General features: G+C 72.2%; 14 protein-coding genes. 7 read left to right on the forward strand and 7 right to left on the reverse strand.

The features are described 5' to 3' along the window. Nucleotides 1–97 precede the first annotated feature (97 nt). Nucleotides 98–316, reverse strand: a complete 219-nt coding sequence (locus CLT71_RS11475) for a winged helix-turn-helix domain-containing protein (RefSeq protein WP_101371360.1) — start codon at nucleotides 314–316, stop codon at nucleotides 98–100. Nucleotides 317–590: 274 nt separating this feature from the next. On the opposite strand from CLT71_RS11475, the gene CLT71_RS11480 reads away from it, so the two are divergent. From CLT71_RS11480 to CLT71_RS11490, 3 genes are all read left to right on the forward strand, one after another. Beyond that, on the forward strand, nucleotides 591–1,529 hold the full coding sequence (locus tag CLT71_RS11480; RefSeq protein ID WP_101367087.1) for a hypothetical protein: 939 nt from the start codon (nucleotides 591–593) through the stop codon (nucleotides 1,527–1,529). Continuing rightward, complete coding sequence (locus CLT71_RS11485) at nucleotides 1,526–2,008, forward strand: hypothetical protein (protein WP_143743438.1); 483 nt, start codon at nucleotides 1,526–1,528, stop codon at nucleotides 2,006–2,008. Before CLT71_RS11480 ends, CLT71_RS11485 begins: the two co-directional genes overlap by 4 nt. 314 nt (nucleotides 2,009–2,322) lie before the next feature. After that, on the forward strand, nucleotides 2,323–3,885 hold the full coding sequence (locus CLT71_RS11490) for a hypothetical protein (protein WP_101367089.1): 1,563 nt from the start codon (nucleotides 2,323–2,325) through the stop codon (nucleotides 3,883–3,885). Nucleotides 3,886–4,591: 706 nt separating this feature from the next. Here the strand turns inward: CLT71_RS11490 and CLT71_RS11495 are convergent. Together CLT71_RS11495 and CLT71_RS11500 are read right to left on the reverse strand one after the other, a co-directional pair. Continuing rightward, nucleotides 4,592–5,428: an ABC transporter permease gene (locus tag CLT71_RS11495; protein WP_199187577.1), complete on the reverse strand. Its 837-nt coding sequence runs from the start codon at nucleotides 5,426–5,428 to the stop codon at nucleotides 4,592–4,594. Then, nucleotides 5,425–6,384 carry an ABC transporter ATP-binding protein gene (locus CLT71_RS11500; protein ID WP_101367090.1) on the reverse strand — a complete coding sequence of 320 codons (960 nt, stop codon included), beginning with the start codon at nucleotides 6,382–6,384 and terminating at the stop codon, nucleotides 5,425–5,427. The genes CLT71_RS11495 and CLT71_RS11500 overlap by 4 nt, the downstream gene beginning before the upstream one ends. Before the next feature lie 264 nt (nucleotides 6,385–6,648). Here CLT71_RS11500 and CLT71_RS11505 point away from each other — a divergent pair, with 264 nt between their 5' ends. Both CLT71_RS11505 and CLT71_RS11510 read left to right on the forward strand, forming a co-directional pair. Next, nucleotides 6,649–7,761 (forward strand): MFS transporter, encoded by a 1,113-nt coding sequence (locus tag CLT71_RS11505; RefSeq protein WP_486483207.1) that lies wholly within the window; start codon nucleotides 6,649–6,651, stop codon nucleotides 7,759–7,761. Between the two features lie 76 nt (nucleotides 7,762–7,837). After that, nucleotides 7,838–8,365, forward strand: a complete 528-nt coding sequence (locus tag CLT71_RS11510; RefSeq protein WP_143743439.1) for a hypothetical protein — start codon at nucleotides 7,838–7,840, stop codon at nucleotides 8,363–8,365. Nucleotides 8,366–8,434: 69 nt separating this feature from the next. Here CLT71_RS11510 and CLT71_RS37925 read toward each other — a convergent pair whose 3' ends face one another. The 4 genes from CLT71_RS37925 to CLT71_RS11535 form a co-directional block, all read right to left on the reverse strand. Further along, complete coding sequence (locus tag CLT71_RS37925) at nucleotides 8,435–9,475, reverse strand: hypothetical protein (protein WP_486483208.1); 1,041 nt, start codon at nucleotides 9,473–9,475, stop codon at nucleotides 8,435–8,437. A gap of 1 nt (nucleotide 9,476) precedes the next feature. Next, nucleotides 9,477–12,002, reverse strand: coding sequence for an FtsK/SpoIIIE domain-containing protein (locus CLT71_RS11525; protein WP_486483209.1), 2,526 nt, complete (start codon nucleotides 12,000–12,002; stop codon nucleotides 9,477–9,479). Nucleotides 12,003–12,153: 151 nt separating this feature from the next. Then, nucleotides 12,154–13,311, reverse strand: a complete 1,158-nt coding sequence (locus CLT71_RS11530) for a glycosyltransferase (RefSeq protein ID WP_101367094.1) — start codon at nucleotides 13,309–13,311, stop codon at nucleotides 12,154–12,156. Next, complete coding sequence (locus CLT71_RS11535; RefSeq protein ID WP_101367095.1) at nucleotides 13,308–14,375, reverse strand: glucosyl-3-phosphoglycerate synthase; 1,068 nt, start codon at nucleotides 14,373–14,375, stop codon at nucleotides 13,308–13,310. Before CLT71_RS11535 ends, CLT71_RS11530 begins: the two co-directional genes overlap by 4 nt. Before the next feature lie 286 nt (nucleotides 14,376–14,661). Between CLT71_RS11535 and CLT71_RS11540 the strand changes: the two genes are divergently transcribed. Both CLT71_RS11540 and CLT71_RS11545 read left to right on the forward strand, forming a co-directional pair. Then, nucleotides 14,662–15,645, forward strand: a complete 984-nt coding sequence (locus CLT71_RS11540; protein ID WP_101367096.1) for a Gfo/Idh/MocA family protein — start codon at nucleotides 14,662–14,664, stop codon at nucleotides 15,643–15,645. Further along, the gene (locus CLT71_RS11545; protein ID WP_101367097.1) at nucleotides 15,638–16,732 is read left to right on the forward strand and encodes a zinc-dependent alcohol dehydrogenase; all 1,095 of its coding nucleotides are present in this window, start codon (nucleotides 15,638–15,640) and stop codon (nucleotides 16,730–16,732) included. Before CLT71_RS11540 ends, CLT71_RS11545 begins: the two co-directional genes overlap by 8 nt. Nucleotides 16,733–16,866: the final 134 nt, after the last annotated feature.

A 16,866-nucleotide genomic window follows, 5' to 3' on the forward strand; every position in this document is an offset into this window, starting at 1 on the left:
GTGCTGGCAATGGCGGTTCGGGCTGTCACCTTGTCTCCGTCGCGGGTCGTCGTGGCCTCATGATGTGGAAGCACGACTTCCTCACAAACTCCAAGATCTAGGACCCAGCAACAAAAACCCCGACACCTTGGACTCCCTCGATGAGCCCCTCCGTCCTCAGCTTGAAGATCGCCTGTCGTACGACGATCGCGGAGACGCCGTGCGCTCTACACAGCTCGGCCGTGGACGGCAGCTTGTCACCTGGTGCGAGTTCACCCGATTTGATCTGCGATCGGAGGTGATCCGCGAGCCGCTCCCACTTCGGTTTGACAGGCATGTGCACTCCCTGGTCAGCACCTCCATCTGATCACGACTGCTCCTTACATGACAAGTAATAGCTAGTTATGGTCTTGCTTTGCATGTGCGGATATGTAAGCTGCATGGCGAGCGGCTCCCTGGTCAGCACCCTTGGGGCCGGTCGTCCCGCACAGAGCCCGGCCGGCCCACTCTCCCGGTCGGCCGGGTGCCCCCACCTGGCCACACACCCGCGCGCTATCCCCACCCAAACGGGAGGCAGCAATGGATCCCACCCCGCGCCTGGGAGCCTTCTCGTGACCGCCCTCTCCCAGTCGGCGTACGCGACCTTCGCGCGTACCCGGATGGACGAGGCGCGGCGGGCGGTGCTCGGGCACGCCGTCTGCGCGTACACCGGAGTCTGTCTCGGGTGTGGTCGGCCCGGCCCCTGCCCGACGCTGCTCGCCGCCCGGCGGACCCTGGCCCACCACACCCAACGGGCGGTCAACCAGCGGCCGCACCACTACGGCGCCAGCGGCGGCCATCGTGACCAGGGTCGCCGCCAACTTCCGACGTTTACCGGCGACATGAGCGCCGCGCTGCCCGCCGACGAGCTGCGCGCCGCCTGCCTGGCCGTCCAGTCCGCGCTCGACCGGGCCGATCGGCAACTCTCCGAAGTGGACCATCCGCTGCCGGCCGCCGGGCTGGCCCGCTGGGGCGACGCGCTCACCGACGCCTGGGCCGCGCTCAGCCTGGTCTACTCCGGCGTTGCCGAGGCCCGCCGGTTGCCCGGCACTGTCCCGGCGAGTGCCCAGGAGCTGTCGGACGGGTTGGCGGCAGCCCGCGCCGATGCCGAGCGGGCCGCCGAGGTCGCCGGCCGGGTCCGGCGACAAATCGCCGCCGCCGAGGACCGGCTGCGCCGGACCAGCACCGACGCCCCGGCCCGGGTGGCCGCCGACAGGTGGCGGGCCGCCGCCGCCCGACTCGACCTCGTCACCGCCCGGCTGGCGATCGGAGCCAGAGCGATTGACCGGTACGCCGCAGCGCTCACCGGCACCGCCCAGCCGTCGTGCCCGCCCCCAGCCCAGCGGGCGAGCCGGCCGACGCCTCCCACCACCAGCGCCGGGACGATCGCGGCCGGGGCACGGACAGCCGGGGCGGTACTGCTGGGTGTGCACCCGTTGGCCGGCTGGCGTGGCCTGCTTGCCTGGATACGTGGACAACGCCCCGGCCAACCACGGAGTCTCCAGTGGTGAGCCGCTACGCCGCCCCACTCCGCGACCTTGTCACCGGCCGGCCGCGCGACTACCAGCATCGGATCGACCGGTTCGACGAGCCGGACTGGCGGCGGTACGGCCTGCTGGTCGACACCGCGTTCCGGCTCGCTGTCGGCAGGCGGTTCCGGCCGGATGGGCAGGATCGCGCCCCGGTGATCCGGTTCGTGGCGAGCGTGCGGGAGCGCTATGACCACACCGGTTACGACCTGGACCCGAGACTCGCCGAGTCGCTGCTCTGGGCGACCCTGGCCGGCGATCCCACCCCCGATCCGATGCAGGCGAAGACGCACACCGCGCAGACCCTGCTGCTCGTCTGCCTACTCGAAGACGAGGGCCTGTCGCGTGCCGAACTCGACCGCTTCCTCGCTGACGCGGAAGGCGACGCCACAGACGATGCACCAGAGGGCGCGCCGAACAACGAACAGGTGACCCCTGAGCACAGGCAGTCCCCGCGATGAGGGTGCGTGCCGTAGCTGTGGCGGTTTCCGCCCTGGTAGCAGCGGTTTCCAGTTTTCCTGGACGACCTCCGGTGACCGGGTCTGGATCGCCCTGATCGTGACGTCGCCCTGCGTCCGCTCGCCGGGAAGTACCCGGGCTGACCGAGCTACCCGACTGACCGGCCGGGGCAGCGGGTCACCATCCACCTAGGACCACGAACGAGATGGTCCACCGGTGGCGGGTTGTACCGGCGGGGCGGCGCGAGCCGGGCTGGCAGTGGTAGGAAGTCGGCATGCCGTTGCGCCGCAGCCTCGTCCGTCCATCATCGGCGATCATGTCCGGGTACCGTTTGTTCCTGGCCTGCCTGGTGTCGGCGGCGATACTGGCACCGACCGCGCCCGTCGCCGCCGGACCGGTCTCCGTCGCCGGACCGGCTTCCGCTGTGCCTCCCGCAGCGGACGGACGGGCGGCAGGCGTGGCGTACACGTCGGCGGACGTCGGCTTCGCGGAGGGACACGGGCTGGTCGACGGTGACCTCGCCCGCCGGCTCGACGGGATGGTGGCCTACCTGCCCGGCAGGTCGCCGATGGTCCGGGTCGACCTGAACTGGTGGTACGTGCAGGAGTGCCGGACCTGCGCGTTGCGCTGGGACAGGCTCGACACCCTGGTCGACGCCGCCACCGCCCGGGGCATCCGGGTCCTGGTGGTGCTCGCGTACGCGCCGCCGTGGGCGAACGGTGGGCACGCCGACGACAAGTGGTTCCCGACGGACGACGCCGACTGGACCACGATCGTCGACCGGACCGTCCAGCGGTACGCCGGCCGGGTCTTCGCGTACGAGGTGTGGAACGAGCCGAACAACGCCGCCACCGCGTCCCATCCCGGGTACGGCAACTACGACGGCGACGCCCGGCTGCGCTACTGGCAGCTGGTCAAGCTCGCCTATCAGCGGATCCACGCGGTGTGCGGGTCGTGCGTGGTGCTGGCTGGTGCGTCCGGCAACGGCACCCCGGCCACCGAGACCAGTAACCCGAGGGAGTCCGGTGCCTGGCTGGACTGGGCGTACGCCAACGGCTACGGCGGCTACTTCGACGCCGTGGCGCACCATCCGTACCCGGCGTGGAGCGCCGGCTTCGGCCCGGCCCGACCGGAGTGCCGGACCCGGTGGTGGAACCAGTTCGGGCCGCCCGGCGAGTCCCCGGCCTGTGGCGAACTCGCGTACCTGCGCTCGATCATGGTCAAGTGGGGGGACGGCGCCAAGAAGATCTGGGGTACCGAGTGGGGCTACCCGACGGCGGGTACCACCGTGATCCCCCGGACCACGATCCGCGACCACATGGTCCAGGGCGTGTACCTGTGGCGGTCGCTGAGCTACACCGGCCCGCTGTTCCTGTTCTCCTACCGGGACGCCTGCATCAGCAGCACCGATCCGGAGTGCAACTTCGGTGTGGTGGACCGGAACTTCACCGAGAAGAACATCCTGTTCCCGGATCTGCGTGCGGCACTGAGCGAGCAGTGGCGGCCCGTACTGGAAAGTGGCCAGACCATGCGCCGGTGGGCCAGCATGCTCTCCGACGTGGTGGCCGGCTATCCGCACCGCTACCAGCTCTGGTTGCAGGACGACGGCAACCTCGTGCTGTACCAGCAGTACGGCCCGGCCTACTGGGCCACCGGTACTCGGGACGGCGTGGCGCTGGTAAACCAGCCCGACGGCAACCTCGTACTCCTGCGGGCCGACGGCAGCGTCGCCTGGTCGACCGGCACGGGCGGCAACGGTCCCGCCAGGCTGATCGTGCAACACGACGGGAACCTGGTGCTCTATCGGGTCAGCGATGCCAGACCGATCTGGGCGAGCAACACGGTCCGGGCCCGGTCCCGTGTGCCGGCCGACGCGTGATGGAGCGCAGCGGCTCTTGAGCCCCGCCGACGCCGTTTTCCACGTCTCCGGGTTCAGCCACGTGACGCTCCCCGTCGAGCGCCATGCCGTGGTCCTGGAACAGCTCCGCGACGAGTGGATTTCCAAGGGGTACAAGCTCAAGAACTTCCGGGTCCTGCCCGGGGGCGCCGGTGCCGAGTTGAGCGGACAGTCGGCAACCCGCATGAGTGACCGGCGGCGGGGCGGGGGCGTGGTCAGTGCGGAGACTGTCGAGCTGGGTGCACAGGCGGGGCACGGAAGTCGGGGTTGCCGACGGCGTGCTGCGGTTTGGGGTCGACCGGCCGGGCGGGACCGGGATACGGGTCGGCCGGCGGGCGGGACCGGGGTTCGGGCCGCCGGAAGCAGCCCGGTAGGCGGGAGCAGCCCGGGTGGGTGGGCGCACAAGCGGGGCAGCTCGACAGTCTCCGGCGAATACCCCAACGCCGCACCCGACCCGGCGTCAGACGGCCGGCTCAGAGATGCCCGGACCCGGAAGCACCGGGTAGCACGACCAACCGTCGAAGACAGGGCACTGGTCAACCGCAGACCGCTCGCCGCCCGCGATCAGAAGCACCATCCCTGCCGGCGGGCAGGACGCGCCTCAACGGCACAGGCGCGGCGCAGGCCGAGGCTTCCGCCCGACCTGCGCCGTTCCATGTGCACGTCCCCAACGGGCGGGGTGACGCGATCAGCCGTGCCGGGGCTCCCACCGGAAGTACCGGCCCGCCATGAGCAGTGACACCAGCAGCCAGACCAGCAGCACCCCGAAGGAGGGCAGCGTCTCGACGAGGGTGCCGGCGAAGCTCAGGGTCTGGCCCTCGTCGGTACGGCCGAGCCAACCGACGCGCATGACCTCGGTGAACGGGCCGTTGGGCAGGAACCAGAGCACCCGCTCCAGCCACTCGGGCAACGCGCCGAGCGGCAGCAGCGCGCCCGGGGTGGCCAGGAAGATCACCACGGTCGGCAGGGTGGTGAGCATCGCCGCCTCGGAGCTGCGGGTGATCGCGGAGAGCGCGGCCGAGAACGCTGCCATGATCGCGCAGCCGAACAGCAGTGCCACAAGCATGACCAGCGGATTCCTCGGCATCGGCAGGTCGAGGGCCAGCACCGCGTAGCCGGCCAGCACGACGAACTGGGCGAGGAAGATCGCTACGGTGCTGCTGGCCGTGCCGAACAGGATCGTCCGGTCCGAGGCGAGGCCGGCGCGCAGCCGTTTGAGCACCAGTTCCTGGCGGCGTGCGGCGTACACGGTCGTCAGGTGGTGGTGCACCAGGAAGACCATGACCAGGGTGGTGACGCTGACGACCCGGCGCACGCCGGGCACCGTCTGGCCGCGGTACTCGCTGACCAGCAGCAGGGCGATCATCAGCGGGGTCACCACGGACATCGCGGTGGAGGTCCAGCTTCTGCGTAGCGCCAGCAGCTCCATTCTGAGCATCGCGACCAGCTGCCAGAACGGCCTGGTCGCGCGGTCGTCCGAGGTGGCGGTGGTGCTCGGGCTCGGCGTGGTCATCGTCCCGTTCATCGGGCGGCCTCCGGCTGCGCGTGCTGGTCGGTCGAGGCGTACTGGGCAGCGGTGGCTGTCGGGTCGTGGTCGGCGGCGATGTCCAGGAAGACATCCTCCAGAGTGGCGGGTCGGGCCGAGAGGGAGGCCAGCCGGATGTTGCCCGCGTTGGCCCATTCGAGCAGCCGGGTGAGGTCGGTCTGGAGCTGGCGTGACTCGTAGGTGACCCGGTCCTCCTCGACCAGGCAGGCGGCGTGCGGCAGATTGGGCAGCGTGTCCGTGCCCGGCGGCCGGAAGCTGATCCGGGCGGGCAGGGTCCGCACGACGTCCTCCGGCGCTCCGGTGGCGACGATGCTTCCCCCGCGCATGATCGCCACCCGGTCGGCGAGCACCTCCGCCTCCTCCAGGTAGTGCGTGGTGAGCAGGATTGTGGTGCCGCCCCTCTGGAGTTCCCGTACGACGTCCCAGGTGCGGCGGCGGGACGCCGGGTCCATCCCGGTGGTGGGCTCGTCGAGGAAGAGCACCTCCGGCCGGCCGAGTACGGCGAGCGCCAGCTCCAGCCGCCGGCCCTCGCCGCCGGAGAGCTGCTCGACCGCGACGTTCATCCGGTCGCCGAGGTCGACCAGTTCCAGCACCTCCGCCGTGCTCTGCGGCCGGACGGTGAGGGACCGCCAGATCTCCACCGTCTCCCGGACGGTGAGCGCCCCGGTGAATCCGCCGTGCTGGAGCATCACCCCCATCCGGGGGCGCACCGAGTTGCGGTCCCGGACGGGGTCCAGCCCGAGCACCCGGACCCGGCCGGCGGTGGCCGGTTGCAGCCCTTCCAGGACCTCGATGGTGGTGGTCTTCCCGGCACCGTTGGTGCCCAGCAGTGCGAACAGTTCGCCCCGGCGGATCCGCAGGAAGATGCCGCGCACCGCCTCGAACTCCCCGTAGCTGCGGCGCAGCCCGTCTACTTCGATCGCAACGTCGTTCATGCTCAACAGGCTGCCGTCGGCGGGCGGCAGTTCTCACCCTCGTCGCGTCACGTCCGGACCGTGCAGTACGCATGCCCGACCCGTGCGTTTCCACCGGGCAGGCCGGCGGCCGGAGGGGTTCCGGACCGAACCGGCCCATTACGCCACCACGGAATTGGACCTTAAGGTGGGCCGGTCGCCGATCCTAGGGTCGGGACCATGAGCGGTACGCCCCCCACCGTGGACGCTGTCCCGGCCCCTGGCACGGACGGTCGGCCCCCACTGGTGACCAGATCGCTGCTGCTGGTCTTCGTGGCCAGCTTCGGCGCCATGACGAGTTTCTACCTCCTGCTGACCGTCGTGCCGCTCTACGCCACCTCGGTCGGTGCGGGTGATGTCGGTGCCGGCCTGACCACCGGGACGCTGATGCTCTCCACAGTGCTGGCCGAGTTGACCATTCCCCGGCTGGCCGCCCGGTTCGGGCAGCGCAGCGTGCTCTTCGCCGGTCTGCTGCTGCTCGGCGCACCGTCGCTGCTGCTGCTGGTCGCCACCGGCGTACCGGCGATCCTGCTCGTCTGTTTCGTCCGGGGCCTCGGGTTCGCCGTCGCGGTCGTCGTCGGCGGCGCGCTCGCCGCGGAGCTGGCACCGGCCGGGCGGCGCGGCGAGGTGCTCGGCCTGTTCGGGGTCGTCGTCGGGGTTCCCGGCATCATCGGTCTGCCGGCCGGGGTGTGGCTGGTCGACCGGGTCGGCTATCCCAGCGTCTTCGTCATCGGCGCACTGGTCGCGCTGGCCGGGCTCGCCGCCGCGACCGGGTTGCCCGGCCGGCCTGCCGAGCCGGAGCAGGCGCTCGGGATGGTGGCGGGGCTGCGTGACCCGGCGCTGACCCGACCCGCCGTGGTCTTCGCCGGGGTGGCCCTCGCGTCCGGCGTCGTCGTCACGTTCCTGCCGTCAGTGCTGACCGACGCGTCGGCGAACCTGATCGCGCTCGGCCTGCTCGCCCAGGCGGTCACCGCGCCGCTGGCCCGCTGGTGGGCCGGCCGGCACGTCGACAGGCATCCGGGCACCCCGCTGCTCGGCTACGGGGTGATCCTCTCCGTGTCGGGCATCGCGATCCTCGTCGTGACCGGACACCCCGTCGCGTTCGTCGCCGGGATGCTGCTGTTCGGCACGGGCTTCGGGGTCGCGCAGAGCGCCAGCCTGACCGGCATGATGCGGCAGGTGTCACCGGCCGGCTACGGGACGGTGAGCGCGGTCTGGAACCTCGCCTACGACGCCGGGATCGGCCTCGGCGCGGTCGGATTCGGTCTCGTCGCTGCCGGTACCGGCTATCCGGTGGCGCTCGCCATCACAGCGCTGGTGATGCTCACCGCCCTCACCGCACTGCCACGCCGACGATGACCGCAACTCGCCTGCCGCTCGGCAGAATCACCTGATGTACCCACCCTGCTACCCTCCGATCCGGGGAGGGGTGTCGATGGCTACCGAGGTACGAGTCGATCCGGCACTGCGCACGATGGCGGCGCTGGCGGTCGTCATCGCCGCGACAGGATGCGGAGACAACGTGAGAGACGGTAACCAGTCGAGCCCGACACGGGTGGCACGACCACTCCTGGAATCCAGGACCAGTCAGTACGCGGCTGACGTGCTGGCCACCTTCACGACGTTGCCGACCCCAACGCGGCTTGGTCCCGTGCCGTGCGGTGATCGGGGCGGAGACCTCGCCGACGACGGCAGCTACCAGGTGTCGGGGAGTTGGCAAATTCCGCTGCCGTCCGGTCAGCAGCGAGCCACGTTCCAGCGACTCCGGACCGAGTGGCAGGCGAAGGGTGTCGAGATAACCGAATATCGGGAGCTGTCTGACGGAGTGAAGGTGAGCATGGCCGGCCGAGACCCGGCTGCAGGTTTCACCCTCACCCTGACCAGTACCCAACCTCCGGAGGCGGTGGCGCTGCTCGTCGTGTCATCCTGCGCGCTGTCCCCCGACGGCAGGTATCCGGGCTGACCCTGTCCAGGATGTCGGTGAACGCCACCAGAGAACTTCAACTCGGACTTCGGCGCCAACCGCTACGCCTCAGGCCAGGTAGTAGCCGAGGAAGGCGACCGGGGCGGCGAGGAAGCAGATGCCGAAGCCGAGCCGGGCGTACCGGGCGGGACGGCCGACGATCATCCTCGGCTTGCCCCAGATGCTGAGCACGAGATAGCCGAGGAAGAAGGCCATCGTCGGCAGCCCGGCGCAGCTCCACGAGAAGACCGCGAGGGTACCGGTGTCGAAGCCCTTGTTCTGCTGCACCTCGGCGACGGAGAGCAGCACCCAGATGACGACCGTGAGCACACCGGCACAGATCAGATAGACCGTCGTCGCGCGGGCCAGCTGTGACATCCCCGGGAGGAGTGGCGCCTGCTGGGCCATCGTCTCGGTCTGCACGATCATCACGTCGGCGCCGTCGGCCGCCTGCCGGGCCAGCTCCAGCTCGCGTACCGGATCGATCGGCTGGGCCGGCGGAGCGCCGGTCACCGCGCCGGCACCGGAGACCGGGCCGACACCGGCCGGCGCCGCGTCGGCGGGCAGTCGCGGGCCGGGCACCGCCCCCGGGGCCGAGGCGGCGGCCGGGGTCGCCGGCAGCGCGCGCCGCGCCGGACCGGCCGGCAGTTCCGGGTACGTCGTGCCGCCCACCGGCTCGGTTCCGCCCGGCTGCTCCCCGGCCGGGGCGGGGTTGCCGAACCCGGTCGGCCGGTAGACGTGCCCCTGCTGACCGGGCTGACCGGGCGGCCCCGGCTGCTCCTGGTCCGGTCCGGCGTACTGGGCCGGCACGGTGGGCTGGCCGGCTGCCCCGGGCGGCGGATATCCGGCCGGCGGTGGATATCCGGCCGATGGCGGAGGAGGCGGCAGGGGCGGGCCGGGCTGCGGGGCGGCCGGCGGCACCGACTTGCCGATCATCTGGCCGAGCGCGGTCAACCGCTGCTGCTGCACCGCGAGCCGCTGGTCGAGCCGGTCGACGGCGGCACCGGTCGTCCCGCGCGCCTCGGCGAGCTGGGCGGCGGTCCGCTCGCCGCTGCGGCGCAACTCGTGCAGGTGCCGGGCCAGAGCCGCGTACTCCGCGAAGCTCGCCACCTCAGCTCCCCTCCTCGTCGTCGTGCTCGTGACCGGCCCGCACGAACGGCACGATCAGGCGTACCCGCTGGTCGTGGCGGTCGACGAGCAGCGCCCGGTTCGACCTCGGGGTGTAGGCGAGATCGTTGACCCCGAGATACATCCCCAGCTCCCCGCCGGGGACGTTCAACGCCACCAGGCAGGCGACGTCGTCGCGGTTGCTCGACCCGCCGATGTCGTCGGAGAGCCGGCGCAGCCCGCGCCACCAGCCGAGCAGGTGCACCCCGTACGCCGGGCCCTGCCGGAGCACCGCCTGGAGGTCGTCCAGCCCGGACTTGAAGTGTTCGTCCCGGACACTGAGGATGCCGCTGGCGCCGTCCATGCCGTACCCGATCAGGAAGGTCCGGGTCGGCGGCGGCCCGTCGGCCGGCTGGGCGGCGAGTGTGCGCAGCTCGTCACGGAGCCCGGCGGCGTCGAGCCGGTCGACGGGGTGCCCGACGCCGGTCAGCTCGGCGATCGTCTCCTCGGCGATCTCGTCGGCGACCGCGACCATCGGGGCGACCAGGAACCGGGCGCTGCCCGGGGCGTGCTGCCGGGCCAGGCTGACCGTGGCGGCGTGCAGCACACTGGCGCCGACCGGCGAGGTGCCGACCACCGCCAGGTGCCGGCCGGGTGTGGCGTCCAGGGCGAACATCGCCGAGGTCAGGTCCACGTCGACGGTACGGCCGACGAGTGCCAACGGCCGCCGGCCGCCCGGGACCAGTCCCCGGTACGTCGGATCGTCCTCGACGTGCGCCGACTCGTACCCCTTGAAGACCGCCGGTGGCCGCGAACCCGGCCTGCGGGCCTGCCACAGCTCGTGCCGCAGCCGGGCCACCTCGGCGGCGCTGGCGTGCGCGTCCGGGAACTGGACGACCGTGTTGGCGGCGGTCAGCCCGGCGGACGGGTTGACGATCGCCGAGCCGATCGGCAGTGCCCCGGCGGCGTCGTTGAGGGCATCCAGCACTCCCCCGCCGCCGGGCAGCGCCACCCGGAGCGGGAACTGCCCGAAGATCGAGTCCGTCTTTCCGTAGAGCGCCTCGATCCCGGACATGCTCTGGCTGGCCAGCACCAGGTGGATGCCGTAGGAACGGCCCTTGCGGGCCAACTCCTCCAGCAGCGCCACCGCCTCCCTCGCCACCGCGTCGTTGCCGGCGAAGAGCACGTGGAACTCGTCGATCACCGCCACGATCCTCGGCACCGGCCGGCCGGCGTCCCGGACCAGGTCGGCCAGCTTGGTCACGCCGTGCCGCTTGAGCGCCGAGGCCCGCCGGTTCAGCTCACGGCGCAGCTCGCGCAGCACGGCGACGCCGTACTCCCGGTCGGACTCGATGCCGACCGCCCTGGCGTGCGGGATCCACGACGGGTCCCGGTCGGTCGGCACGAACTCGGTGAAGCTGACGCCCTCCTTGAAGTCGAGCAGATAGAGCGACAGCTCGTCCGGGGAGTAGCGGGCGGCGAGTCCATAGAGGACGTCGAGCAGGAAGACGGTCTTGCCGGCACCGGTCCGGCCGCCGACCAGCCAGTGTGGGGTCTGGTCGTCGAAGGCGCAGATCACCGGCTCCCGGCCGGCGCGGCCGACCACCGCGCGCAGCCCGTTGCCGGACGACTCGGCCCAGGGGCGGGCCGGCAGCAGGTCGGTGAACTCGAAACTCGACTCGCGCCGGTAGACCTCGCCGAGCCGGTCGGCCAGCGCCGCGACCGCGCCGGCCGGCGGTTCGCCGTCCAGGCGTACCGGGGCGGCCAGTCCGGAGCCGTCCGAGCTGAACGGGTGGCCGGGCGGGTCGCCGATCCAGGCGTACCCCTGTGGATCGAGACGGACGTGCGTGGTGCCGCCCAGCGGCGGCGGGGCGACCCCGACCGTCCGGGACGGATATCCGGCGGCGATCACGCAGACCCCGGCGGTCGGCCCGGCGTGGGTGAGCGCGGCGAGCCGGTCGAGTTCCCGGCCCTGCGGCAGCGAGGCGGCGACCAGGAGCAGCAGTTCCGGGGTACCGGAGGTGGCGGCCTGCTGGGCGGCCCGGGCGTGCCGTTCGGCGGCGTCGAGCGCTGCGGTGATCTCCGCCTCGGTGGTGGCCGGCGGCGGCACCGCCCCGGCCTCGACCAGCACCCGCAGCGGCAGGAAGGTGGCGCCGAGCGCGGCGCTGTCCAGGGCGGACACCCGCACCGAGCCGGCGGGCGCGGCGGCGAGCAGCCGGACCACCAGGGTACGCAGCAGCGCGGCGACCCGGCCGTCCCGGGCGTCGGTGTCGATCGCCAGGTGGGTGCCGCCGCTGAGCGGTACGACGGCCGGAAAGCTACCGTCCACCGTGCTCGCCACGCCGAGCCGCATCGGCAACGGGCCGGCGAAGAACCGGGCCGGCTCGGGTTCGGCGCTTATCGCCTCGCCGACCCGGTAGAGCCGGGCCACGATGTCGGCGCTCTCGCCGGTGTCGGGCGGCGGCTGGAACCGGGCCAGGCCGTGCCGGGCCGCGTCCAGATGCGCCCGGGCCTGCCGGTGGGCGGCCACCGCCCGTCCGAATGTGGCTGCGAGTCCCAACCTGCCCCCAACCGCCGGTACGCGTAGTCACCGGAACACTAACCGAAGCCGGCACGGGAACGAACCATGCTGGCTTCGAGCCGCGTCCCGTCCCTCGGCGACCTGCGGATCTGACCCCGGCTCAGGTCAGCACGGGAGTGGCGGTCAGGGCACGGACGCGCTCGTAGAGGGCCAGATAGGAGCGGGCCATCACCTCCGGGGTGAACCGCCGGGCCGCCTCGGCCTGGCAGCGGCGCGGGTCGATCCGGTCCGCGTCGAGGACGAGCGCCGCCAACTCGTCCTCGTGACCGGCCAGCAGGCCCGTCTCACCGTGCTGGATCAACTCCGGCAGGCAGCCCTCGGGCAACCCGACGACCGGAGTGCCGAGGGCGAGCGACTCGACCACCGCCGTACCGCCGGGTTCGGCCCAGCGCAGCGGAAAGAGCGTGGCCCGGGCGGTGGCGACCAGGTCGTCGCGCTGCTGGCCGGCGACGGTACCGATCCAGCGGACCCGTACCCCGTCTACGTGCGGGGCGACCCGCTCCCGCCAGAACTGGACGTCGGGGTTTGCCGCCGCCACCGGATCGTCAGCGGCGGCGGCGAGGTCGGCCGGCTGCCGGTACGGCCCGACCGGACCGGCGAGGACCAGGTCGAACCCGACCCGGTGGGCCAGCCGGGCGGCGATGTCCTGCCCCTTGCCCGGGTTGATCCGGCCGAGCACCACGAAGTGTCCGGCCTTGTCGGCGGGGCGACGCCGGTCAGCGTCGGTGGCCAGTGGGGTGGCCAGGTGCACGTACCCGACCGAGTGGTCGCGCAGGGCCTGCGGCGCGCGGGCGAGTTGCGAGGCGGAGACGCCGTTGACGCGTACCCGGTCGCCGCCGTCGAAGGTGCCGTACAGCTCCGGGTGCTTGGCCAGGTCCCAGTGCAGGGTGTGCAGCACCGGCGGCGCGTCCGGGCCGAGCGCGGCCAGGGTGGCCAGGCCGGCCGCCTCCACGTGGTCGTGCACCAGGTCGATGTCGTCGCGCTCCCGCAGGGTACGCACCACCGCGTGCAGGTGGCTCTGCACCACCCCGCACGCCTGGTTGTACGGCCGTTGCAGGCTGCTGAACTGCCCGTCGGCGAAGACCGAGAGCCGTTCGTCCACCGGCAGTTCGCTGCTGCCGACCGTGGCCAGTACCACCCGTACGCCGAGCCGGCGCAGCTCGGGTACCAGGGTGGCGATCACGTTCTCGATCCCGCCGTACCCGTTCGGCGGCACCGGCAGCCAGGGGCCGGCGTTGACAAGTACGGTGAGGCTCATGCGCCGGTCACCGCCCCGGTCGCGGTCGCCGTGGCGAGCGCGAGCCGGCGGGCCCGCTCCCGGGCCACCCGGGTCCGCCGGGAGAAGCTGGCCAGCGGTGGACGTTCGGCGACCGCCACGTCGGTGACGACGATCTCGCGGTCGAGGTTGGGCAGGGCGTGGTCACCGCCCCGCCGGAACTGAGTGAGCGCTGCGGCGGGTGGCACCGGCTCGGTGACCAGTCCCCGCCGGTGCAGCCGGGACCACACGGTGTAGAGGATCTGCGCCGACATCCGGCCCAGCGCCTCGGTGTCCTGGTGCCGGTGGAACCGCTCGCCGAGGTCGGCCTGCGCCAGTGCGTCCAACCCGACCAGGTCCAGCAGGTCGATCAGCATGGCGATCTCGACGCCGTACCCGGAGACGAACGGGATCTGTTCCAGCACCTCCCGGCGGCCGGCGTACTCCCCGGCGAGCGGCTGGACGAAGCCGGCCAGTTCCGGCCAGAACATGCTGATCAGGGGTCGGGCCATCAGCTCGGTGACCCGGCCGCCGCCGTCGGGTTCGACGCCCCCCGCGCCGACAAGTGGGCGGTGGTAGAAACCCTTGACGAACGCGACGCTCGGGTCGGCGAGCAGCGGCCCGACCAACCCGGTGACGAACCGGGGCGAGAACCGGCGCAGGTCGGCGTCGACGAAGGCGACGATGTCACCGGTGGCGGCGGCCAGCCCGGACCAGAGCGCATCACCCTTGCCGTCGAGCCGGGGCAGTCCCCGGGTCATCTCGTCCTGGCTGACCACCCGGGCCCCGGCGGCGGACGCGACCGCCGCGGTCGCGTCGGTGGAGCGGGAGTCGACCACGATCAGCTCGTCGATGACAGGTGCCTTCTCGACCAGGTGCCGTCGCAGCGCGCTGACGATGGTGCCGACGGTGGCCTGCTCGTCGCGGGCCGGTAGCACCACGCTGACCCGCTGCTCACCCTTGAGTTTCAGCAGCCGCTGGGCCGTCCACTTCGTGGAGTTCTCGGTACGGTACGTGCTCCACGCCTCTACGACGGGTGGAACGCTCGCTTCTGAATGTGGTCGCACAGGCACATTCCCCCCAAGGTCACGATCCGGAACGCCGGGCCGAACAGTTTCCTCGGGCCGCTCCGGCAAACCCGAGACCGGCTAACAACTTGATCTCCGAAGAACGGCGTGCCGGCGACGGGCGGATGAAAGCTTCGTTTCGGATGCCGCTCCGAGGTCTCCCCGACCCGCCGGATGCCGCTCCGAGGTCTTCCCGACCCGACCCGCTGGATGCGGCTCCGAGGTTTCCCGACCGGCGGAGCCGGAGAAGGCGAAGGTCCGGTGCGGTCGAAACGGGAGGTGGCGGATGCGGATCTGCCGGGTGGGACTTGTCGGTGCGGGCGGCGTGGCGCAGCGGCACGCGCGGGTGCTGTCGGGCTTCGACGACGTGAGGATCGTCGGGGTCACCGACGTGGTGCCGGAGGCGGCGGCGCGGCTGGCCGAGTCGAGCGGCGCCCGACTCTTCCCGGACGTCGCCACGCTGCTGGCGGCGGAGCTGGACGCGGTATACGTCTGCGTGCCGCCCTTCGCGCACGGCGACGCCGAGGAGGCGGTGCTGGCCGCCGGTCTGGCCCTCTTCGTGGAGAAGCCGATCGCGCTGGACCGGGGAACCGCGCTGCGGATCAACCGACTCGTCGACGAGTCGGGCGCCGTGACGGCAGTCGGCCACCACTGGCGCTATCTGACCGTCGTCGACGAGGCGCGCCGGATCCTCGCCGATCGGCAGGTCCGGCTGGTCGCCGGGAGCTGGCTGGACAAGGTACCGCCGGTCGCCTGGTGGCCCCGGCGAGACCGGTCCGGCGGCCCGGTGGTGGAGCAGGCCGCACACGTGCTCGACCTGGCCCGTCACCTCGCCGGCGAGGTGACGGAGGTCTGGGCCGCCGGCAACGGCACCCCACCCGGGGTCGACGGCGCTGACGTCGACGGCGCGACCGCCGCCACGCTGCGGTTCGCGACCGGCGCGGTGGGCACGCTCGGCACCACCTGTGCGCTGGGCTGGAAACACCGGGCCGGCCTGGAGGTGTACGCCGACGGTCTGGCGCTCTCGGTCGCCGAGGACGGCCTGCTGGTGCGGAACGGCGACGGCGAGCACCGGATCACCGGCGACCCGGAGCAGGCTCGCCGGGACGTCGACCGCGCCTTCGTCGACGCGGTACGGGGAATCGGCGCGGACATCCGGGTGCCCTACCCGGAGGCGCTCCGCACCCATCTGCTGGCGCTGGCGGTCGCCGAGTCGGCCGCGACCGGCGCGCCGGTCCGGGTGCCGCCGCTGGAGCCGGCACATGTCTGAGCGGGACAGGAACCTGGTGGTCACCGGTCCGCACGAGGTGGCGTTCCGCTCCGAGGAGCCAGAACCGCTGACCGACGGCACGTTCCGGGTCGAGACGCTGTTCAGCGGGATCTCCGCCGGTACCGAGTTGAGCTACGTCAAGGGCACAAACCCGTACCTGTCGGCCGGCTGGGACGGCACCCTCGGGCTCTTCGTCGAGGGGGCGCCGGCCACCCCGTACCCGGTGACCCGGCTCGGTTACATGGAGGTCGGGCGGGTGACCGGCAGCCGTACCCCGGCGGTGGCCGAAGGGGCGGTGGTGGCGATGACGTACGGGCACCGGACGGCGTACCGGGGCGATCCGCGGGTGGACCGGGTGGTGCCGATACCGGCCGATCTGGATCCACTGCTCGGCATCTACGTGGCACACATGGGACCGATCTGCGCCAACGGGCTGCTGCACGCCGCAGCCGACCTGTACGGCAGCGGGGTGCGGGACCTCGGCGACGGGGTACGGGGGCGTCGGGTCGCGGTGACCGGGGCGGGAGTGGTGGCGCTGTTGACCGCGCTCTTCGCCCGGCGGGCCGGTGCCGCCTCGGTCGTCGTACTCGATCCGACCCCGCAGCGGCGGGCGGTTGCCGAGGCGCTCGGCCTGGAGACGCTCGACCCGACCGCCGACGATCCGGCCGTGGTGTTGAAGACGCGGTGGCGGCACGCGGCCGACGACCGGGGCGCCGACGTGGTGTTCCAGTGTCGGGGTCAGGCGTCGGCCCTGCATCTGGCGCTGCGGCTGCTCCGCCCGCAGGGCACCGTCATCGACCTCGCCTTCTATCAGGGTGGTGCCGATCTGGTGCGGCTCGGCGAGGAGTTTCATCACAATGGACTCTCGCTGCGCTGCGCGCAGATCGGCCGGGTACCGCGCGGGCTGGCCCCCACCTGGGACCGCGACCGCCTGTCGGCGGAGACGATCGCCCTGCTCCGCGACTACGGCGACCTGGTACGCAAGCACCTGGTCTCGGCGGTGCTGCCGTTCGACGAGGCACCTGCGCTGTTGACCGAGTTGGCCGCCGGGCGCCGGCACGAGATGCAGGCGGTGCTCACCTGCTGACGGGGCTCACCTGCTGACGGGTGCTCACCTTGGCGGTGCCCCGTCGGCGGTCATCGTGACGGTGCTGCCGCCGACGAGCAGCCGGCCCTGACCGCCGAGCGAGAGGCCGGTGAGCCGGACCAGGTAGGCGGTGA

The organism is Plantactinospora sp. CNZ320 (genome assembly GCF_002846275.1).